This window comes from Roseivirga sp., assembly GCF_049099775.1.
In the GTDB taxonomy this organism is placed as follows: Bacteria; Bacteroidota; Bacteroidia; order Cytophagales; family Cyclobacteriaceae; genus Roseivirga.
Genome location: NZ_JAGDZM010000006.1, coordinates 21,409 through 42,648 on the forward strand (window position 1 = coordinate 21,409; position 21,240 = coordinate 42,648).

Genomic DNA, 21,240 nt, shown 5'->3' on the forward strand with positions numbered 1-21,240 from the left:
CCCCTGAACTAAAACTGGAGGGCATTTCTACGGAAGTGCCCTTTTTTTATGCGCTGACATGGTTCATTTCCGACAAAATTCGCCTGTTTAATTGTCATAAAACATGAAAACAAATGATTATATAAAGAATATCGCACATTTAAATAAACTCCCTTTTTAATATGAAAGTATGTTCATATATTTGACATATAACCTAAGCGTAATGGAAAGGCAACTTGATCATGAGAGAGTTGAGAAGATTGCATTCGTTCTCAAAACTGTAGCACACCCTATGCGTGTCGCTATCATCGATATGCTGAGCGTTAACGAAAAAAAATCCGTTAACGACATTGCGGGTTATTTAGGTTTAGAGCAATCACTTACATCTCATCATTTGGCAAATATGAAAATGAAAGGCGTTCTCGGTAGTAAACGAGAAGGTAAAAACATTTTCTATTATCTAAAGATGAAAGAAGCTCCAGAGCTAATTAAGATTCTGGAAGATGTAAATGTGATGGTTTTTTAAACAAGGCTAAATAAACGCTATATATAGCCCATCAATTTATAAGTAGCTAAGCCTACCCATTCTTTAATCATCAATTCCCAATTCTTTATTGCCTCTGCTTTTGGGAAGAACAGATCGTCAATTTTTGTGGTTGGATACATCGTATGAAAACCCGCCGGGAATATATCAAACTCAATGTCCTGCTTTTCTAAACACAGTTTAGCCCTTTTCATGTGAAAACTAGAAGTGACCAATAAGTATTTTTGATTGGGAAAGTCACGTTTGAGGATTTCAGCAGATTTCACAGCGTTTTCATAAGTATTTACAGCATTTGGTTCTACCGTGATGACTGAGTCTGGAACTCCTGCCATTTTTAGGAATGACGCAAGTCTATTGGCGGCAAAACTATTGGTAACCTGTTTAAAGCCAAGTCCGCCACTTACAACAATATGCTTTATTTTCCCTTCATTATACAGTTGCAAGGTATGCGTAATCCTATCTGCCCCATGATTAAAATAGACTCTGTCTCTAGGTGTTTTACTACCTTTTGTAACCCCTGAGAAAACAACCGCTACATCGTAGCTGCCGACTTCATGCATAGGGATTGGGTCATATTCCCACATCATCATCGCCCTATTACTTATGTATCGGTTGGAAAAGAACAACAATAGAATGAGCCCAGCCCAGAAGCACCTTTTCTTCCATTTGGGTTTTTTAGTCCAAAGAGCATATATGAAAAGCAGTACCACCCAAGTTATAGGCAGTACGAAAAAGGCTAGTATTTTAGAAAGGACAAAAAACATGATCTCGACTTGACGAAATTAATTCTAACTTTTCTATATTCCTTAAGTGCTGAATATCAGTATGATAAATAAATAATGAAATCTGCCGGAATATTTTTTATAAATCAGTGTAATGTCTTTTACACACCCTCGTCTACCTCATTGAATGGAGTTGCAAGAGTTTAAAACTAAGGTTCTACCGCTGAAGGATAGACTTTTTAGGATTGCTTTAAGTATGCTAAAATCTACCGAGGAAGCTGAAGATACACTTCAGGATGCTATGGCTAAACTTTGGGCAAAGCGAGAAAGGCTAGCCGGTTACAATAGCATAGATGCCATAGCGGTGACTATAGTGAAGAACCAATGCTTAGACAGGTTGAAATCTAAGAAGCATAAGAATCAATTAGATGTTCAAGAAATGGAACTCGATTCTGGTTTTATAAGCCCTCAGAAACGCTTAGAACTTAGTGAAAGTATGCAGTTAATGATGAGCGCTTTTGAGCGACTACCAGAACAACAAAGGTTGTTGATAATGCTCAGAGATGTTGAGGGGTTCGATTATGAAGAGATTTCTATGCAAACCGGTTTAGCAGTGAATAACATTAGAGTAGGATTATCTAGAGCTAGAAAAGCAGCGAGAGCGGCTTATTTAAAAGTAACTAGTTATGAAGGAACATAAAGATATAGAAAAGCTCATTGAGCAATATTATAACGGGGATACTTCTCTTGAAGAAGAACTGCAACTCCAAACTTTCTTTGAAGGAGAGGATATTCCCGACCATTTAAAATCCTATCAGGATCAATTTAGAGCTGTGACCTTTATAGGGGGAGTGAATAGTGAATTGAGTGACGATGAGCTTTTTGCAAAGTTAGAGGTTGAAGTACCAGTAATTGAAATGAAGTCATCCAAGTCGTCTGTCTGGGTTTATAGAGTGGCAGCAGCAGTAGCCTTGGTGTTAACCGGAGTTTGGGTTGGAAACCAAATTAGGCCTGACAATGGACTGAAACAAATGCAAGCGCAGTTGGACGAGATGAAAACAATCATGTTTAGCCAACTCGAGAGCAGTTCTGCAAGTGGTAGACTCCAAGCAGTAAGTAGTTCAATGGCTTTTGAAGAGGCAGACGATGAAACTGTGGATGTGCTGATTGCTACCCTTAAAAATGATGAAAGTATGCATGTAAGGTCTAAAGCAGCGCAAGCACTGGTGAAGTTTAGTGCCGATGATAAAGTGAAGATCGCTTTAAGAAATGCTCTGCTGGAAGAGTCGGAACCTGCAGTCCAAATTGCACTCATCGAAGGCCTTGTATCTCTAAAAGAAAAGTCTTCGATTGAAGTATTACAGCAATTAAGTGAGAATGATGATGTAGTAAATGAAGTTAAAGAGGAGGCTCATTTGGGCATCTTCAGACTAAAAGAATTATAAATAGTAAAACCATTTTAAAAACATAGGGAAGGATCCCCCTGAAGTAGAACTCGAAATATCAACAAGCATAAAAAAACGAAAATGAAAAAGTTAAATATAAAAATAGCAATAGCAGTATTAGCCTTACTGACAACAGGAAGCCTAGTTGCACAAGATTACAGCGTCGAAATCGGTAACGCTTCATCAACAACCATTATTATAAAAGAAGTCAACAGAGTAAGTGTTGAGGCTTATGATGGAAATGGTATAGAAATTAGTAATAGCAATGGTAACTCTCAGCCTGAAAGAGCAGCCGGTCTTAAACCATTGAGTGCAAGAGGAGAAGATAATACCGGAATTGGACTGAATGTACAAAAGGATGGCAATAGTGTGACTATTTTTCAAGCAGCGAGAAGAGTTAAAGGTAAGTATACCATCAAGGTGCCTAAGAATGTTAAAGTACAAATTCAACATACAGGAAACTGGGAAGGTGGTAAGATTGAAGTTCATGGTATTGCCGGAGAAATCGAAGTTTCTGGAAGGTTCAATGCTGTGCATTTAGAAAATGTTACAGGTCCCGCATTGGTTAATACACTTCACGGAAATGTAACAGCAATATTTACTGAGCTAAGTCAAAAAGGTCCGACCTCTCTAGTATCTGTTTACAATACAGTAGATGTAACATTACCTACAAGTACCAAAGCCAATGTTGTTATTAAAACACCTTTCGGAGAAGCCTACTCAGATTTGGATATGGAGTTTCCTAAAACCGACGGCATGCGCAAGGTCAGCTCTACGGTTGAAGGCACTTTGAATGGAGGAGGAGTTGAATTAGAAGTAAAGGCATCGCATGGCAATGCTTACTTAAGAAAGAAGTAATTGAATTAAGGAACTGACACTTTTAAGAGTGTCAGTTTTCATTTAAACTCAAAAAACATGAAAAGGTCAATTCTAACAACACTACTGATGTTAATTGTGCTCATAGGTCAGGCGCAAGAAAAAAAGACACAGTCTTACCAATTAAAAGGAGCAAATAAAATTTCACTTCAATTCGAATATCCACAGATTATCAAAATCAAAACCTGGGATAAAAATGAAGTCCAGATCATCTCATATCTAGACATTAATAATGGGAAGGACAATGAGAACTTTGTGTTAAAAGAGAGGTCAAAGGGAAGCAAGTTCTCTATTGTTTCGGAACTCAAAGGACTAGACCGTTATGATAATGTTCACATGGTTGGAAGAGACCGTGATTCGGATGACGACGATAACATAACCATCACAAGAAATGGAAGAACCATTACATCGGATAAAAAAGGTATTAGAACAAGAGGCGTAGAGGTGCTGATCGAACTTGAAGTTTACGTCCCTAAAAATATCCCATTAGAAATTGAGGCAAAATTCGGATTGGTCGAAGTCATTAATTCACCGGATGAACTTGAAATAATGGCCAAATTTGGCGGGGCGGATGTATCTATAAAAGAGGACGACTTGAGTTACCTTTCAGCCACCACGTCTTGGGGGCGGGTATTCTCAAATTTGAATAAGAAGTTCAAATTCAAAGGTGATGATATGATTGGCAAAGAAATGCGAGCAGAGATATCAGAAAGCAACAGAGGTAGTAGCATAAAAGTAGAGACTGAGTTTGGTAACGTATTCTTAAGAAAGAACTAAGTCATGAGGCAACTTTTAGCATTACTATTAATGATCGTATCAGCTCAGTGCTTCTCTCAAACAGAAATCTATGAGAAGTCGGTGGCTCTTGAAGGAAGACGAATCAGTATAGATGCAGATATGGCATCAACCATCAATGTGTCTACTTGGAACAAAAAGCAAGTTCAAGTCAAGGTGACTTACGAGGTGAATGAGGGTGATTTGAACGAGGCAGTGGAAGTAGTCTTGGACGAGCAGAATAGTCGACTGAGACTAAAGGTTGACGTGGATGAAAAACTGATCAGAAATGCACAAGTGTCTGATTGTGAAAGAGAAAACGCCACATATTGGGGAAGTAGAAATGGCCGGAAAGTCTGTGCTATCATTTCAATAGAAGTATTTGTTCCTGAGAAAACCGAATTAGATATCGAAACGGTACTAGCCGATGTAATGATGGAAGGTGCATTCGAGGAATTAGATATAAAAACGGTGACAGGAGATATTGATGTTACTTGGCCAGAGCAGCAAGGCACAGAAATTGATCTTAAAACTGCAACAGGGAGTATTTTCACGGACTTCCAATTCAATCGTAAGATGGACAAAGGGCTACCTGCTATAAGCTCTCGGAAAATTGCAACGACCTATAAAGGAGGGGAAGGCTACTTGAAGTTAGAGTCAGTCACAAGTGATATCTACTTGAGGAAAGGCTAAAAAGTGGTCAAAACTGTTAATTTCTCTTAATGACTGTTAATAATTAGGAGAGTATGCAACATTTTTTGAATAAAGAGCATCTGTATAATAAAGCAAGCGGAACTTCAGTAACCATTTTTAAGAATTGAAGTCTAAAAGAAAAAAGCAAGATGTTTACACAACCCTCTCTATACCTCGGAACCATGGACGGCCAACATAAGATTACCATCAGCGGTGTTGTATTCTATATAGAATCAGAATGTCGCAAACTGCTGACAGATCATCTCAATATTATTTATAGAAGTAGTTCAAGGGTGAAAAATGAATCAGTTGATGAGCGTATGGCCGAATTGCTGCTAGACGAGCTGAAAGAAGAAGGTAAACAAGTGATTTCGAATAAAGAGGTGGTTCACTTTATAGAAAGAACAAGAAACTTAAGACAACCTGATTAATTGGTTTGAGGTAATTAAAACAGGTGTTTTCTATCCAGGTCCCGACAATTTCTTTGTCGGGATCTTTTTTTTGTACGCTACTTGACACATTAGGAAAGTATAAATATCAGTCTTTACATTATTTCCGATATTGAGAGACATGTATAGCCAGTCAACCATGACTAAAATAGTTTTACCGTTGGTGTGCTATTTCTATTGGGAAAAGACGAATAGTTATTTAATTCAAGTATTAACAATATTCAGATAGCGGATGACTAAAAGAAGGGAATTCATAAAAAAATCAGCTTTAGCCTCATTAACCTCAATACTTGGAACCGAAATAGTCTTCGGTGAGAAAATGCTAGCTACGTATGCTCCCGTTTTTTTAGAACAGAACGATCCCCAAAGCCTATTCGGTAAGCATAAAGAAATGACTACGCTGAACGATAGGCCTTGGAATATTGAAGCCAAAGCCCATTTATTGGACGATTTGATAACGCCTGAAGACCGAATGTTTATTCGTAATAATGGTGTAATTCCTGAAAATATAGATGCCGATAATTGGAAGCTCACGATAGAGGGAGAATCAGCTAAAACAACAAAAAACTACTCGCTAGCCGATCTCAAAAACAATTTCAAGTCCTATACCTATCAATTGACACTCGAGTGTGGTGGTAATGGAAGAAGCGAGTTTAATCCACCCGCCAAAGGCAACCAATGGACAATCGGTGCGGTTTCTTGCGCCAAATGGACTGGTGTTCGATTAAAAGACCTTTTGGCCGATGTAGGCCTTAAACCCGATGCGGTATATGTTGGCTACTATGGAAAAGACACTCATTTGAGTGGCGACCCAAAGAAAGTGGTGATTTCACGAGGCGTACCCATAGGCAAAGCCATGCAAGACGAAACGTTAGTGGCCTTTCAAATGAATGGTAAAGACATTCCTTTAGCTCACGGATATCCACTCCGCTTAATTGCAGGAGGGTTTCCTGCTTCCGCCTCAGGAAAATGGATTGATAGGCTATCGATCCGTAATATCGTTCATGATGGACCCAAGATGACGGGTACGGCATATAGAGTCCCTTGTGAAACCGTTGCTCCAGGCACAGAAGTACCAGAAGATAAGATGTGCATTATAGAATCAATGCCCGTAAAGTCTCTAGTGACCTACCCGAAGTCAGGTGCCCTAATTCCACTAGGAGATACTTTCGAAGTACGCGGAAAAGCATGGGCTGGAGAATTAAGTGTCAAGGAATTACAGGTTTCAATTGATTTTGGGGCCACTTGGCAAAAGGCGCAATTAGAGAGACCCGCTAATCGATTAGCATGGCAGCCCTGGACAGCTAAAGTAAAACTTCCTAGGAAAGGATATTATGAAGTTTGGGCAAGAGCAACAGATAATCAAGGCACATCTCAACCGATGGTAGTACCCGGTTGGAACCCAAAAGGATACCTAAATAACGCCTGCCACCGAATAGCCGTAAAAGCCGTATGACACCAGATGATTTTAAAGAAAGATTCAAAAGCCTTAAGCTGACGATAACTGCGCTGATCGTAGTTTTTATGATGATTTTAGGATTCGCAGGCCTGTTGATTTATGACCCGCAATTCTTTGAAGAGAACATTAGCAAAAACACGGAAACGATTACCCAAGGAACCGATGAAAGTGGTTTCATAGAAGGCAATTATAAAATGCTAGTGGTGGCCAATTGCACTGCATGTCATTCTTCCAAATTGGTTACACAAAACAGAGCTTCCAAAGAAGGTTGGAAGAATATGATCCGTTGGATGCAGGAAACACAAAACCTCTGGGATTTGGGTGAAAACGAAGAAAAAATTCTTGAGTACCTGTCCAAGCATTATGCACCAGAAGGCCAAGGTCGTAGAGCAAGTCTAAAAGTGGAGGCGTGGTACGCGCTTGATAACTAGTCTAGTTTCCTGTAAACGATCACAATTTCTAACGTTTTCCAGTCCTCAATTTCAAAATCATAATAAGACTTAGAAACGGTCGACTGAATTTTGTTGTCATTAGCCAATTCTAAACTCAGCACTTGAATAAAATCATTATCTGAAGGCATAAGCGTAAACTTATCATTCTCGAATTCATATTGGTACCCTACACTATTTTTGGCAAACTCTACATAGCCTTGTGGGCGGCTAGGGAAATCAAAAGATAAGTTAGGCTCAGGAAAGTAAATCGAGATCAATTTAAATTCGGTATCGTTTGTCGTATTAGGTCTAATCTCTAAATCGTATGCATAGTCGTTATCCTTAAAATAGTCGTCAATCTCTGTTTTTAAATCTGTCGAAGTCTCTGTATCTCCATTAAGATCTACGGCTTCATTCGATGTTATAGACGCTATTTGATAAAAGCCACTAATGAAGCTGGTGTCGACATTGGTATCTTCATTATCGCATGAAGCAAAGCTGATGAGTGCTATAAAAACTAGGGTGTGTTTTAGTTGTTTCATTGTGTTGTGTTTGGCCAAGCTATGATCAAAAGTTGAGCCAAGTATTCAGAATTATCTACCGCTAATCAACTTTTTTGCTCGCTTTCATCTCCTGATAGCCTTTTATGGCCACCCCAAGACTCGCAATACTACCAAAAAGACCAATTTGCCAACTGTCACTAAAAAACAACAATATAATTCCGGCGATAAAACCCATGATACCGATTACTAAACTTGGGTTTGCGCTATTTTTTTTCTTTTCGCTCATCTGTGTTTTTTTGATTTCCAATTTTCTTAGATGCCTTTTTTTATCTCCTGAGCTAGTTGATAGACTGCCATAGCATAAAGCGGACTGTGGTTGTATCTAGTAATTACATAGAAGTTGTACAGACCAAACCAATGTTCTGTATTGCCATCCTTGTCGAAAATAAGCATCGTAGCAGGAAGATCGGCTTGTAATTTTTCGGCAGGTTTAAATCCGATGGCCGTATAATCAGATACTTTGTTCTTCGGACGAGTAGACTGTTTTCTTAAGCCCGTAATTTCACGCGTAAGCTCGGCTCTAGATGTTATCGGTTCGTCTTTTTTCCAACGATGAACTTTTAAGTAGTTGGCAACGCTGGCAATCGCATCTTCAGGGCTATCCATCAAATCACGAGTTCCGTTTTCTTCAAAACTTTTTGCATAGGCGATATAGCTACTCGGCATAAATTGAGAATAACCCATGGCACCGGCATAAGAGCCTAAAACTTCAGTAGCTTTCAGGTTTTCTAATTTAGATAGGGTTAAAAATTTACCTAGTTCAGACTTAAAGAATTTTCCGCGTTTCGGGTATCCAAATCCTAGCGTATACAAAGCGTCGATCACTTTATAGGAACCTTTTATTTGTCCGAAGTAAGTTTCAACACCTATAATGCCTAAAATTATTTCGGCAGGAACGCCCGTATCAGCGCTTACTTTTTCAAGCGTAGCTTTGTGTTCTTTGTAGAAATCGATACCCGCATCTATTCTACCTTGTTTCATGAAAATCTTACGGTAACGCTCCCAGGTCATGGTACCTTCAGCTGGGCGAGTAATTTTTTCAATGATATCAGATCTATATTCAGCTTGATTCAAGACGTCCATCACTTCTTCTTTCGTGAACTGGGCTTCTTCATTTGCGAAATCCGTCGCAAATTTTTCTACCGCCGCTTGATCAATCTGTGAAAAAGCGGTTAGGGTGAAGAGTAGGAGTATTAGGCTTAAAATCGTTTTCTGCATAGGGAGCAACTAAGTATTTCAAATATATAATACGATCGTGAACCACAAAGGGGTTCTTTGAAATACGGTCATATTATCTTGAATTGTTTTCTATCTTTCAATCATGTTTAGTGCCAAAGACATCGAACGTTTCAGACAGGATACTGACGGCGTACAAAAAGTGATTCATTTCAATAATGCTGGGAGTGCGTTGCCAGTAAATCAAGTACGAGATGCTGTAGTTGACTATACTATAGAAGAGGCCACCTTTGGAGGTTACGAGACCCATACGAAATACTTTGGTGTCTTAGAAGATACTTATGAAGCTATCGGAAAACTGATCAATACGAGTAAGGAAGAAATAGCCATTGTAGAAAATGCCACGGTGGCATGGAATGCTGCTTTTCAAGCCATTCAATTTAAGGATGGTGACGAAATAATTACCAATCAGTCCGATTATGCAAGTAATTATATCGCCTACCTCCATCATAGGAATGATTTGCAGGTAAAAGTGATTCCAAACCTTGAAAATGGTGATCCAGACTTAAAAGCATTCGAAGCACTAATTTCCAACAAAACTAAACTCGTCTCTATAACCCATATGCCTACAAATGGAGGGTTTGTTTCTCCTGCCGAAGCTATTGGTCGAATTTGCAGAAAGCATGGAGTATTCTACTTATTAGATGCCTGCCAATCAGTAGGGCAATACCCAATCGACGTGGAGGCTATTGGCTGTGATTTTTTGTCAGTTACCGGTCGAAAATATGTTAGAGCACCTAGGGGGACAGGTTTTTTATATGTGCGAAAATCTACTATGCCAAAGCTACGGCCACTGACCCTTGATTTGCATGCCGCCAACTGGACTGGACCGAATTCTTATGAGATCAGAAACGATGCCCGGAAATTTGAAAACTGGGAAGGAAATCGTGCTGCGGTATTGGGTTTAAAAGTGGCAGTAGAATATATTTTGGAAGCAGATATTGATAAAATTTGGTCACGTGTACAGTCGTTAGCTAATATTGTCCGTGAAGGGTTATCTGCTATTGACGGTGCAGCGGTGCATGATATTGGAAGTGTGAAAAGCGGTATCGTTTCTTTCACCATTGCCGGTAAATCTGCGAACGAAGTAAAAGAATATCTTTTGGCAAAAGGCATAAACGTTTCTTGGAATGGAGTGCCAAATACTTATCTCGATATGACAGCCAGAGGATTGAAAGAAATAGTAAGAGCTTCGGTACACTACTACAATACCGAAGCTGAGATTGAGACTTTTTTAGAAGCCATCCGCAAGATGTAAGGTTAATAAAAGAAATAGTTTTAGCGGTAAGGAGCCTAAACCAACTTAGCTAGAAGTTCCTTTACTATTTTGGCGCTCACCATGGCAGTCATGCCATTTATATCCCTTGTTGGATTGTATTCCACTACATCGCATCCAACAATGTTGGCATTTAATTTCTGAATCATGCCCAAAGCTTCTCTTGTGCTTAATCCACCAGGTTCATGATGAGACACGCCAGGCGCAAAAGCAGGGTCAAGAACGTCCATGTCAAAAGTGACATAAACTGGGTCGTCGAAAATTAAATTTATTTCAGCCGACCAATCTTTCATTTCAATCACTTGAACACCAAACCGATCTGCTTGCTCTTTTTGGTGATCAGTCATAGTGCGAATGCCTATCTGCGTAAGGTTTTTGACCAAACCATTTTCCATAATTCTGGCAAAAGGGCATGCATGTGAGTGTACATTTCCGTCAAGCTCATCATACAAATCACCATGTGCATCAAATTGAATGATCTGAAGGTTAGGGTATTTGGTAGCCATGGCCTTCATAATCGGGTAAGTCATAGAATGATCGCCACCTAAAGAAAATGGAATAGCATTTTTATCAAGAATTTCTTGAATTGGTTTTTCAATACTGAAATAGTCAGAAAGCGCAGCATTGCCACACCATTTCACACGTGGGTGTTTATTCAGGTCGGTTAAATTCTCGGTATAAAAGTTAGCCGAATCCGATTCAATGGCCTCTATAATGAGTTCTGGAGCTTTAGCTGGCCCTCTTGAATAAGAAGAGTTCTCATCGAAAGGAATGCCAAGTAACGCAATATCACTTGGATTCAAATCCTTTAGTTCTCCTCTTCTAATGCCCATTATTTCTTCCAGTTGTCGCGTAGAGTTACTGTTCTATTGAATATTAAATGGCCTTCTGAAGATTCTTTGTCGACGATAAAATACCCTTGTCTTTCAAACTGAAATTGATTTCCAACTTTGGCAGAAGCTAAAGAAGGTTCTAGCAGAACGTTATTATTAACCGTTAAAGAATCCGGATTAAGGTGATTAAGGAAATCATCATCAATCGTATTCAAGTTTTCGGTTTTGAACAATCGATCATACTGTCTGATCTCCGCTTTCACAGCATGATCAGCAGAAACCCAACCCAATGTACCTTTCACTTTTTTGCCACTTGTGTCATGGCCACTGCGTGTTTCAGGATCATATTCACAATGCAATTCGGTGATGTTGCCGTCAGCATCCTTTACATAGTCTACACACTTCACAATGTATCCATGTTTTAAACGCACTTCTCGGTCTGGCCCAAGTCGGTACCATTTCTTAGGAGAAGGAGGATTCTCAAGGAAGTCTCCTTGCTCGATATATATTTCTCGAGTCAAAGGCATTTCGCGTTTTCCAGCTGAATCATCGCCAGGGTTGTTAGTAGCCGGCATCATTTCCACCTTATCCTCAGGCCAGTTGGTAATTACCACTTTTAAAGGATCGAGAATACCGAAAACTCGGTTCGCAGTTTTGTTCAAATCTTCACGAACGCTATGTTCTAAAAGGGCAATGTCGGTAATGCCGTCACGTCTTGCAACGCCTATTTTATGGGCAAAATTCTTAATTGAATTAGGGGTATAACCTCTTCTTCTTAAACCGGAAATTGTAGGCATTCTGGGGTCGTCCCATCCGTTTACTTTACCTTCCTCTACCAGTTGTAAAAGTTTACGTTTACTAACGATAGTATACCCAAGGTTCAGTCTAGCAAATTCTGTTTGTTCAGATGGAAAAATGTCTAATTCTTGAATAAACCAATCATAAAGCGCTTTGTGATCTCTAAATTCAAGCGTACACAAGCTGTACGTCACGTTTTCAATGGAGTCAGATTGTCCATGTGCAAAATCATAATTCGGGTATATGCACCATTTATCGCCTGTACGATGATGATCTACTTTTTTGATTCTATAGATAATAGGATCGCGCATGTGCATGTTTGGCGAATCCATATCAATTTTTGCTCTTAAAACACGGCTACCTTCTTCGCAAGATCCATTTCTCATTTCCTCAAAAAGAGCCAAGTTCTCGTCTACCGACCGATCTCTATGTGGACTTGGGATACCTGGTATAGAAGGGTTGGTTTTACCAGCGCTTATTTCTTCTGCAGACTGATCATCAATATACGCCTTACCGTTTTTAATCAGCTTTAGGGCATATTCATAAAGCGTATCGAAGTAGTTGGATGTAAACATTGGTTCTTCACCAAATTCATACCCAAGCCAGTTGATGTCTTCAATTATGGCATTTACGTACTCTGTACTTTCCTTGGCTGGGTTGGTATCATCGAAGCGTAAATTGCACTTGCCATTGTATTTTTCGGCTAGTCCGAAATTCAATACAATAGACTTTGCATGGCCAATGTGCAGGTATCCGTTAGGTTCAGGAGGAAACCGCGTTTGGACCATAGAATTTTTACCTGATTTTAGATCTTCTTCTATCATTTGCTCAATGAAGTTGAGCGACTCTCGGTTCTCGTTTTCAGACATTTCCTCTTAATTCTAAATTGCATGCAATTTTACTAAAAGCCTCCCATATGAGCGAGCATTAAGACAAATCATTTCAGAATGCTTAATGGCCAAAAACTCTAAGATTGGAAATTTAACACGGTGAGATAGGATGTTACTTTCAAGTATTGTCCAGAAGTTAGCTGAAACATTGTCTTCGGTCATGGCATCACTAGAAGAAAGGTCTTTTAGTTACGCAATAGTAGGTGCAATGTGTTTTCTAGCCGTGAGTTTCTCCTACGATTTTTTTCTTTAAGATAAAGACTTTATCAAGCGAAAAATAGATTTTTGAATTGATTTGAACCAACTAATGTGGATAACCATGTTTATAACCCTGTGGATAAGTATGTGGGTAAAACAGTGGGAAACTTGTTGAAAACTAGATAGTTATATCACTTGTGTACAAATTTATTAAAAGTACCTTGTATATACCAAGTGAGGGATAAAGAACAGAAGCCTAGCTTCAGTCTCTCTTCGGGGGAAGCCCGAAAAAATGTTGTGAAAGGGCCGTGCATGCAAATGTCGGTCTGAAATAGTCAGAGTGAGCTGTTAGTAAAAACCGAATCGTAAGTGAAAGTTTTTACGGTGGTAGTCGTTCTTCAGGATGACGACTAAGGTGTTTGTGATCACTACTTTGAAAGGGAGTAATCATGAGACGTTCGAAAATCTTTCTATGAAAGGTGCAAGAGCAACACTTTATAACAGTGGGTTTACATGGGTTTATGAGTAATCAGATACGATGTAAATCAGGCAAAAACTTCGGTTAGTGCCTAATCACGGTCAATGACTACTGGCGACAGTAGTTGACATAATGTCTTAGGGCAATATGGAATATGTCGAATTATCTTGGGATGATTAGATAAAGAACATTGGCATTTCACCCGAAAGGACGAAACGAAATACTACAAAAACGTCATTTAACCTGTTCTGTGCTGTGCATGGATCTATAGGTAAAGCCGTTTAGAGGCAGCGCTAAAACTTAATTGCTTGGGCCTTTAAGATTTAGCAAAGTTCCAAACAGTAACTTGGCATTAAGAAATGGTTTTAACCATTTCTTAATGAAGTGGGGACGATTAGTCGTCCCCCACTTTTGTTATTTGGGGGTATTTGAAAAAATACGGGAAGAGACCGCTGGGGAGCGGTCTCTTTTTTTATTTAGGTAATTCTAAACCTTTTCTAGACTTTTTCGTTGTCTTACTAGCTCAAATAATAGTATTACTATTGAGTGTCAAAGTAGTTATAACAAGAGATCAAGGTATGGCATTGCTAAGGCTAGAAATGAACGCTAATCTTTTTCTGAGAGATCCTCAGGAAACGGATTTAGGAAGAAAGATTATCGATCAGTCGATTCGGATGATCGACGAGTTAGGACTTGAAGCTTTTACGTTCAAGAAGTTATCTAAAGAGATTGACTCTACAGAAGCGTCGATTTATAGGTATTTTGAAAATAAACATAAGCTGCTAGTCTACCTTATCGCATGGTACTGGAGTTGGCTTGAATACAGAATCGATTTCGAAACGCATAACGTCAATGCGCCTTTAGATCGCTTGGCAATAGCGCTCCGTTTGGTGACTGAACAAAAGGCATACGATAACTCTTTTCCGTCGGTAGACGAATCTGCACTGCAAAGAATTATCACCAACGAGTCTGATAAAACTTATTTGACTAAGCAGGTGGATAGTGATAATAAAGAAGGACTTTTTAGAGGGTTCAAGTCGCTTTGTACTAGAATAGCAGAAATCATATTAGAGATAAACCCAGACTATAAATACGCACATTCTTTAGTTTCTACAGCGCTTCAGGCAGCGCATCATCAAGTGTTTTTTGCTGAGCACTTACCCACGCTTACCAACCATAAGTTTAGCGCAGGGAAGGTTCACCAACAGAACTATGAGTTTTTGCTAGATCTCATAAAAAAAGCAATTAAGGTATAAAGCTTAATAAAATGACGAACCAACATATTGCTAATACCATTAAGGAGGTATCTGTTTTATTGAAAAGTAGTCTTGAAGATGCTCTTCTTCAAGACATGCAGGTCAATTCAAAACGCTATGCCATAGATGAGGCATTCGAATTTAAGAGAGACTTGATTGAATCGGCCAATAAAATTCGAATTGTTCTATTAGATCAGTCTCTAGCGGGAGAAGATCTGGCTAAGTTTTTAAAAGAGGTCAATATTCCTTTAATAGCGTTTAGGCATGTTGAAAGCGGGTTTGCCCCGATCATTCTTACAAAAAGTAAAAAAGGCATAAATGTTATTCAAATAGGAACAGATTTAAATGAATCGCTGTCCTATGATGAGGTGAAAGACCAGCTGATTAAAGATGCTCAGGGTGATGTAATGCTTCTTGGAGCCTTTAGTTATAAAAGTTTGGTTTCAGAGCACGAAGAAGGTGAAGTTCCAAAGCCTTTGAGTCCTGTAAAGCGATTAATACGACTGTTAAGTGAAGAAAAAAGAGATATCTTCTACATCTTTGTTTATGCGGCATTTGTAGGGATAGTATCATTAACCTTACCACTCGGCATTCAAGCTACTGTAGAATTAGTATCTGGAGGTGTAGTATTTAGTTCAATCTATCTTTTGATTGGTTTGGTACTTCTAGGAATCCTAGCCTCAGGAGGTCTGCAGATTATGCAGATAACATTGGTGGAATACTTACAGAGAAGAATATTCACTAAAGCCGCTTTAGAATTCACTTTTAGGATTCCAAGAATGAAGATTGAATCACTAAACAATTTTCATGCACCTGAATTAATCAATCGCTTTTTCGATGTACTTACTATTCAAAAAGGGTTGCCAAAATTACTTGGCGATCTTGTTTCGGGTATAATCCAGATACTGTTTGGTTTAGTATTGTTGTCTTTCTATCACCCTTTCTTTGTATTCTTTGGCTTAGTACTCATCATGACTTTGCTATTGATCTTTAGGTTAACCGGCCCTAAAGGGCTGCAATCATCTATTAATGAATCAAAGTATAAGTACAAGGTGGTTTATTGGTTAGAAGAGATCGCCCGAACGCTTAATTCTTTTAAAATTTCGGGAAATACCAGTTTGCCCGTTAAAAAGACCGAGTATAACGTAAATAACTATCTGATTAATAGGAAGGTACATTTCAAAGTACTGGTAAGTCAATATTTCTATATCGTACTATTTAAAGCAGTTATTACTGGTGGATTGCTCATAATAGGTACATCATTGGTAATCAACCGAGAGATAACCCTAGGTCAGTTTGTGGCCGCAGAAGTGATTATAATTTTGATTCTGAGTTCAGTTGAGAAGATCATAACATACATGGATGTGGTATATGATATGCTGACAGCTGTAGATAAAATAAGCCAAGTAACAGACCTACCACTTGAGAAAGTAGGTGGAATAGATCTGGATGAAAAAGAATTGAATAAAGGTTTTTCTATCAGGCTCAAAGAACTTAGTTATACTTACCCTGACGCCAAACAGCCGGCTATCCATGGGGTTACCACCGGATTTGCCTGTGGGGAAAAGATCTGTATTTCAGGTGGAAACGAATCGGGTAAAACGACTTTGACCAATACCATTTCCGGAATAAATCAGAATTATGATGGGGCGATTACTATAAACGAATATAGCCTGAGAGACCTTGATCTGACCAACCTAAGAGACAAGCTAGCAAAGAACGTTTCTGCCGACGATATTTTTGAAGGAACAATACTAGATAATATAGTGGTGGGGAAACCAGATGTGTCTACACGAGATGCCGTTGAGGCAATAACAAAGGTAGGACTAGCAGATAAAATCAATATGCTGCCTGATGGTTATAACACACAAGTGATCAGTGGAGGTAAAGGTTTCTCAAGCAGTTTCGTCCATAAACTTATTTTGGCAAGATGTCTTGTGAAGCGACCGAGGTTGCTCATTTTAAATGATTTTTTCGCTTCTTTTCAGCGATCAGAAAAAGAACATTTAATCAATGTAGTAACGTCCGCTGCGGAGTGTACTTTGGTGGCAGTATCTAACGATCCAATGGTCATGTCAGCCTGTGATCGAGTAATCGTTATGGAGTCTGGTACTATAAAAGCGGAAGGAACTTATGCAGAACTTCTATCAGAAGGATATTTGAACAAAATCATAAAAGTTTAAGTCATGTTGAATCTATCGGATAACAAAAATCAAGAGATACAACATCAGCAAAGTGTGTTGTTTAAGACTTTAGGGTCACCAAGAGCTGGTCGAAAAGTGGCGAGAATTTTATTGACGGTTACTTTTTTATTCTTTGTGCTATTGTTCTTTCCATGGCAGCAAAACATTCGAGGAAATGGTAAGCTTACGGCTTTTAATCCAGCGCAGAGACCACAGTCTGTCGAAACAGCTATTGCAGGTCGAATCGAAAGTTGGAAAGTTCGAGAAGGGCAATTTGTAAAAAAAGGAGATACTATTCTTACCCTTTCAGAGATCAAAGACAAATTTTTTGATCCTGAGTTATTAGACAGAACCAAAGAAAGGCTAGAGGCAAAAACTTCAAGTATTGAATCGAAGAAAGACAAAGTAACTTCATTAGAAGCACAGATCACGTCACTTAGAGAGCTTTTAGTTTTTAAGAAAGAATTGGCTGAGAATAAGCTCAAACAAGCCGGGTTAAAATTAAAAATTGACAGTGTTGATTATGTGACTGAGAAAGTTCAGTTTGAGAATCAAAAAAGCATATTCCAACGAAACGAACAAAGGAAGGAAGCTGGAATTCTTTCTTTGACCAAATTTCAGGAGTCGGAGTCCAAGTATGAGGAGGCTAGGAATAAAATCAATAGTTCCGAAAACAAGTTGGCTGATAGTCGGCAAGAAGTAAAGAACGCAAAGGTTAACATCGATGCGGTTCAATCTGAACTCTTGGATAAAATCAACAAGGCTGAATCCGACCGAAATAACACGCTGGCAGAGATATATGATGGAGAAGGTAGCCGAGCGAAATTGCGAAATGAATTGGCCAACCTTACCATTCGAAATGACCAATATCAATTAATTGCCCCGCAAGACGGGTATTTGGTTCGAGCAATGAAAGCCGGTATAGGGGAAACTATTAAAGAAGGAGAATCAGTAGCACAAATTATGCCTGAAAACCCTGAATTAGCAGTTGAAATGTACGTAAAGGCTATGGATGTTCCTTTGATCGGTGAAGACAGAAAGGTGCGAATTCAATTCGATGGCTGGCCTGCGCTCCAGTTTTCTGGCTGGCCAAATGTTTCCGTTGGTACATTCGGAGGTATAGTAAGAGTAATTGACAGAGTAAATAGCACAGGTGGGGAATATCGGATTTTAGTAACTCCAGACCCTGACGAAGAGCCTTGGCCAGAGCAATTACGAATAGGATCAGGAACAAAAGGTTGGGTAATGTTGGATAACGTAGCTGTGTGGTACGAAATCTGGCGTCAATTAAATGGCTTCCCTCCAAGTTTGTATGAAGCGCCGAAGGATACTAAAGGCAAAGCAGCAATTACTGATGAAAAAAAGTGATATGAAGAAGCTTCCTATTTTTTTATCACTTGTAACGCTTTTCACTTGTGTGGTTACGGTTTCGCATGCTCAGGTACTGTCTGTTAAATCCTTAGATGAATTAATCGAAGTTAACACGGCAGATACAGCCAGAATCTTGCCTTTGGAGTCATTCATAGGCCTCGTTTTGAGAAATCACCCGATCGTAAAACAGGCAGATCTATTACCTGAAAGTGCAAAACAAGGAATCAGACTGGCAAAAGGTGCATTTGACCCTAAAATTGAAGCGAGTTGGGATGTCAAGAATTTTGACGATAAAGAGTACTATGATTTCTTCAATACCACGCTTAAAGTGCCGACATGGTTTCCAGTAGACCCGAAGGTAACATTCGATCGTAATTTTGGAGAATTTGTAAATCCTGAGAACTCTATCCCTGCGCCAGATAATTTCAGACAGGTAACTGCGGGAGTGAGCTTGCCAATTGGTAGAGGTCTATTGATTGATCAGAGAAGAGCAACGGTTAAGCAAGCTGAGATCTACAGTAAAATCACCGATGCCGAAAGACTCAAAATGATTAATAAAGTACTCCTTTCGGCGTCAAAAGACTACTGGGAGTGGTATTTCTCCTTTTACAATTATTTATTGATAGAAGAAAGTTTGTCCATTTCGGAAACCATATACAATATGGTAAGACAAGATTTTGAGTTTGGTGAAGCAGCAGCTATCGATACCGTTCGTGCGGCCACTTCTTATCAGCAAAGACAAGTAGATAGAAGGAATGCGCTCATCGATTTCAAAAGAGCAGGTCTAATTCTGTCGAACTATATCTGGTCAGATGATGAATCGCCACTTGTACTACAAGATGATATGGTGCCGCAATTAGATTTAACCAATAACCTTTTGATTACAGATATCCCTTTAGATAGCTTGGTTTCAATGGCTTTGGAAAGACATCCTGAATTGGTAAAAACTAGTTTGAAATTAGAGCAGTTAGACATCGACAGAAGGCTCGCGAAAGAGAATTTAAAGCCAACCCTCGACCTGAATTATAATTTGATTAATTCACCAATTAACGCACAAGGTGAGTTTGTTGAGGTTCAACTGAGGAATAACTATAAGTTTGGTGTCAACTTTGGAATCCCGCTTTTTTTAAGAAAGGAACGTTCTAAACTAAGACAAACTCAGATCAAAATAAAGCAAACAGGTTATCAACTTAATTTGCAAGAAAGAGAGATCGTAAATGACATTCAAGCCTCATATTTCGAATTGGATAACACCCAAGACATGTTGGAGCTCATGAACGAATCGGTGGACTTTTATAAAAGAATATTTGAGTTAGAAATATTAAACCTTGAGTTAGGCGAAAGTGATTTGTTTAAGATCAACTTCCAACAAGACAAACTACTGGATGCTCAAATTAAGTTAATGAAGATGAGAGCGAATATGGAAAAGGCGAGGGTCGGACTCTTTTGGTCTGCCGGTCTACCATATTTAAATTTCAATCAAGATAGCGTCCGTTAGATTTTTCTGCCAACGCATTTTGTGCTATTCCTACGATATTCGTTAACTTTGATCTAACTCGAAAGACAAGAAATACAATGGAAAGACAACAAGTAACAGCTAAACGTTCATTAACTCAAGCAACTGAAGATCTATTAAACCGTCAGATAATGATGGAAGGCTCTTCTTCCGCCTCTTACCTCTCAATGGCATCGTGGTGTGAAATGACAGGATATGAAAACTCTGCTAAATTTCTGTACATGCACTCTGATGAGGAACGTGCACATATGTTGAAAATTTTCCATTATGTAAATGAAGCTGGTGGGCATTCTATTCAGCCAGAAATAAAAGACATTAAGCATCACTATAATTCATTAAGAGAAGTTTTCGAAACTATCTTAGACCATGAGATTGCGGTGACTAATTCTATCAATGAAATCGTAAACCACTGTTACGAAATCAAGGATTTCACTACAATGAACTTCTTAAACTGGTTCGTAGAAGAGCAAAGAGAAGAAGAAACACTAGCGAGAAGAGCTGTAGAGTTGTTCGACCTAATCGGTGAAGATGGCGTTGGACTATGGACAATCGATAAGGAAATTCTAAACCTTATTGGCGCAGATGGTGACGCGGAAGCATAGTTTCACTAAGCTCAATTTTCTCTAATAAAATGTTAAATTCTCTCGAAGGCAACCTTAGTCAACTTGGTTTTGAAACTGAGTTGATTGAAGAAGTCATGCGCTTTGGGAAATTGAAATCCTTATCAGCAGAAGAACCATTAATTCACCCTGGTATGCCAGCCAATGCCATGCCAATGGTGATTACAGGAACACTCAGGATTATGAGAGAAGATGAGGAAGGTAACGAGGTCTTTCTCTATTACTTAGAAGGTGGCGATGCCTGCGCCATGTCTATAAGCTGTTGCATGAATAATTTAAATAGCCAGTTTAAGGCTATTTCAGAATCAGAGACTACACTTTGGATGGTGCCTATGTCCATGATCGACGGGTGGATGGCGAAATACTCATCATTCAGAAAGTTTGTGATCGATTCCTATCAAGATCGATTTGATGAATTAATGCATACAATCGATAGTATTGCGTTCATGAATATGGATGAGCGCTTGATGAAGTATCTACTGGATAAAAAACAGAGTCAAGGTTCTTTCGTCATTGAGAAAACGCATGAACAAATTGCCCAAGAATTAAACACTTCGCGGGTTGTAATCTCTAGGCTATTGAAAAAGCTTGAAAGAGAAGACAAAGTTGAGCTTTACAGAAACAGGATAGAAATACTCTAGCTAGGAATT

General features: G+C 39.0%; 22 protein-coding genes. 16 read left to right on the plus strand and 6 right to left on the minus strand.

The features are described from left to right. Positions 1-202 precede the first annotated feature (202 nt). Entirely contained in the window at positions 203-505 is a 303-nt protein-coding gene (locus JXQ92_RS10585; RefSeq protein WP_421986591.1) for an ArsR/SmtB family transcription factor, read from the plus strand. 17 nt (positions 506-522) lie between these two features. Here JXQ92_RS10585 and JXQ92_RS10590 read toward each other — a convergent pair whose 3' ends face one another. Then, entirely contained in the window at positions 523-1,287 is a 765-nt protein-coding gene (locus tag JXQ92_RS10590; RefSeq protein ID WP_421986592.1) for a YdcF family protein, read from the minus strand. A gap of 145 nt (positions 1,288-1,432) precedes the next feature. Here JXQ92_RS10590 and JXQ92_RS10595 point away from each other — a divergent pair, with 145 nt between their 5' ends. The 8 genes from JXQ92_RS10595 to JXQ92_RS10630 all read left to right on the plus strand — a co-directional run bounded on the left by JXQ92_RS10595 (position 1,433) and on the right by JXQ92_RS10630 (position 7,372). Continuing rightward, positions 1,433-1,945 (plus strand): RNA polymerase sigma factor, encoded by a 513-nt coding sequence (locus tag JXQ92_RS10595; protein WP_421986593.1) that lies wholly within the window; start codon positions 1,433-1,435, stop codon positions 1,943-1,945. Further along, complete coding sequence (locus JXQ92_RS10600; protein ID WP_421986594.1) at positions 1,932-2,690, plus strand: HEAT repeat domain-containing protein; 759 nt, start codon at positions 1,932-1,934, stop codon at positions 2,688-2,690. The genes JXQ92_RS10595 and JXQ92_RS10600 overlap by 14 nt, the downstream gene beginning before the upstream one ends. Before the next feature lie 81 nt (positions 2,691-2,771). Next, a complete protein-coding gene (locus tag JXQ92_RS10605) occupies positions 2,772-3,548 on the plus strand; it encodes a hypothetical protein (protein ID WP_421986595.1) in 777 nt (258 codons plus the stop codon). Positions 3,549-3,605: 57 nt separating this feature from the next. Continuing rightward, entirely contained in the window at positions 3,606-4,343 is a 738-nt protein-coding gene (locus JXQ92_RS10610; RefSeq protein WP_421986596.1) for a hypothetical protein, read from the plus strand. 3 nt (positions 4,344-4,346) lie between these two features. Next, on the plus strand, positions 4,347-5,033 hold the full coding sequence (locus JXQ92_RS10615; RefSeq protein ID WP_421986597.1) for a hypothetical protein: 687 nt from the start codon (positions 4,347-4,349) through the stop codon (positions 5,031-5,033). A 149-nt stretch (positions 5,034-5,182) separates the two neighbouring features. Further along, positions 5,183-5,464 carry a hypothetical protein gene (locus tag JXQ92_RS10620; RefSeq protein WP_421986598.1) on the plus strand — a complete coding sequence of 94 codons (282 nt, stop codon included), beginning with the start codon at positions 5,183-5,185 and terminating at the stop codon, positions 5,462-5,464. A gap of 250 nt (positions 5,465-5,714) precedes the next feature. Beyond that, complete coding sequence (locus JXQ92_RS10625; protein ID WP_421986599.1) at positions 5,715-6,938, plus strand: sulfite oxidase; 1,224 nt, start codon at positions 5,715-5,717, stop codon at positions 6,936-6,938. Further along, a complete protein-coding gene (locus JXQ92_RS10630) occupies positions 6,935-7,372 on the plus strand; it encodes a cytochrome C (RefSeq protein WP_421986600.1) in 438 nt (145 codons plus the stop codon). The genes JXQ92_RS10625 and JXQ92_RS10630 overlap by 4 nt, the downstream gene beginning before the upstream one ends. Here JXQ92_RS10630 and JXQ92_RS10635 read toward each other — a convergent pair. From JXQ92_RS10635 to mltB, 3 genes are all read right to left on the minus strand, one after another. After that, entirely contained in the window at positions 7,369-7,914 is a 546-nt protein-coding gene (locus JXQ92_RS10635; RefSeq protein ID WP_421986601.1) for a hypothetical protein, read from the minus strand. The genes JXQ92_RS10630 and JXQ92_RS10635 overlap by 4 nt on opposite strands. 61 nt (positions 7,915-7,975) lie before the next feature. Then, complete coding sequence (locus tag JXQ92_RS10640; RefSeq protein WP_421986602.1) at positions 7,976-8,161, minus strand: hypothetical protein; 186 nt, start codon at positions 8,159-8,161, stop codon at positions 7,976-7,978. A 26-nt stretch (positions 8,162-8,187) separates the two neighbouring features. After that, entirely contained in the window at positions 8,188-9,153 is a 966-nt protein-coding gene (gene mltB, locus JXQ92_RS10645) for a lytic murein transglycosylase B (RefSeq protein WP_421986603.1), read from the minus strand. A gap of 103 nt (positions 9,154-9,256) precedes the next feature. On the opposite strand from mltB, the gene JXQ92_RS10650 reads away from it, so the two are divergent. Next, a complete protein-coding gene (locus JXQ92_RS10650; RefSeq protein ID WP_421986604.1) occupies positions 9,257-10,429 on the plus strand; it encodes an aminotransferase class V-fold PLP-dependent enzyme in 1,173 nt (390 codons plus the stop codon). A 35-nt stretch (positions 10,430-10,464) separates the two neighbouring features. Here JXQ92_RS10650 and speB read toward each other — a convergent pair whose 3' ends face one another. Next, a complete protein-coding gene (gene speB / locus JXQ92_RS10655; RefSeq protein WP_421986605.1) occupies positions 10,465-11,280 on the minus strand; it encodes an agmatinase in 816 nt (271 codons plus the stop codon). Next, a complete protein-coding gene (locus JXQ92_RS10660) occupies positions 11,280-12,947 on the minus strand; it encodes a glutamine--tRNA ligase/YqeY domain fusion protein (RefSeq protein ID WP_421986606.1) in 1,668 nt (555 codons plus the stop codon). Before JXQ92_RS10660 ends, speB begins: the two co-directional genes overlap by 1 nt. Before the next feature lie 1,239 nt (positions 12,948-14,186). Here JXQ92_RS10660 and JXQ92_RS10665 point away from each other — a divergent pair. The 6 genes from JXQ92_RS10665 to JXQ92_RS10690 all read left to right on the plus strand — a co-directional run bounded on the left by JXQ92_RS10665 (position 14,187) and on the right by JXQ92_RS10690 (position 21,231). Next, positions 14,187-14,900 (plus strand): TetR/AcrR family transcriptional regulator, encoded by a 714-nt coding sequence (locus JXQ92_RS10665; protein ID WP_421986607.1) that lies wholly within the window; start codon positions 14,187-14,189, stop codon positions 14,898-14,900. 11 nt (positions 14,901-14,911) lie between these two features. After that, positions 14,912-17,083, plus strand: a complete 2,172-nt coding sequence (locus JXQ92_RS10670) for a peptidase domain-containing ABC transporter (RefSeq protein ID WP_421986608.1) — start codon at positions 14,912-14,914, stop codon at positions 17,081-17,083. A 3-nt stretch (positions 17,084-17,086) separates the two neighbouring features. After that, positions 17,087-18,451, plus strand: coding sequence for an HlyD family secretion protein (locus JXQ92_RS10675; protein WP_421986609.1), 1,365 nt, complete (start codon positions 17,087-17,089; stop codon positions 18,449-18,451). A gap of 1 nt (position 18,452) precedes the next feature. Continuing rightward, positions 18,453-19,952, plus strand: a complete 1,500-nt coding sequence (locus tag JXQ92_RS10680) for a TolC family protein (RefSeq protein ID WP_421986610.1) — start codon at positions 18,453-18,455, stop codon at positions 19,950-19,952. A gap of 77 nt (positions 19,953-20,029) precedes the next feature. Continuing rightward, positions 20,030-20,572, plus strand: coding sequence for a ferritin (locus JXQ92_RS10685; protein ID WP_421986611.1), 543 nt, complete (start codon positions 20,030-20,032; stop codon positions 20,570-20,572). A gap of 29 nt (positions 20,573-20,601) precedes the next feature. Then, complete coding sequence (locus JXQ92_RS10690; RefSeq protein ID WP_421986612.1) at positions 20,602-21,231, plus strand: Crp/Fnr family transcriptional regulator; 630 nt, start codon at positions 20,602-20,604, stop codon at positions 21,229-21,231. The last annotated feature ends 9 nt before the right edge of the window (positions 21,232-21,240 follow it).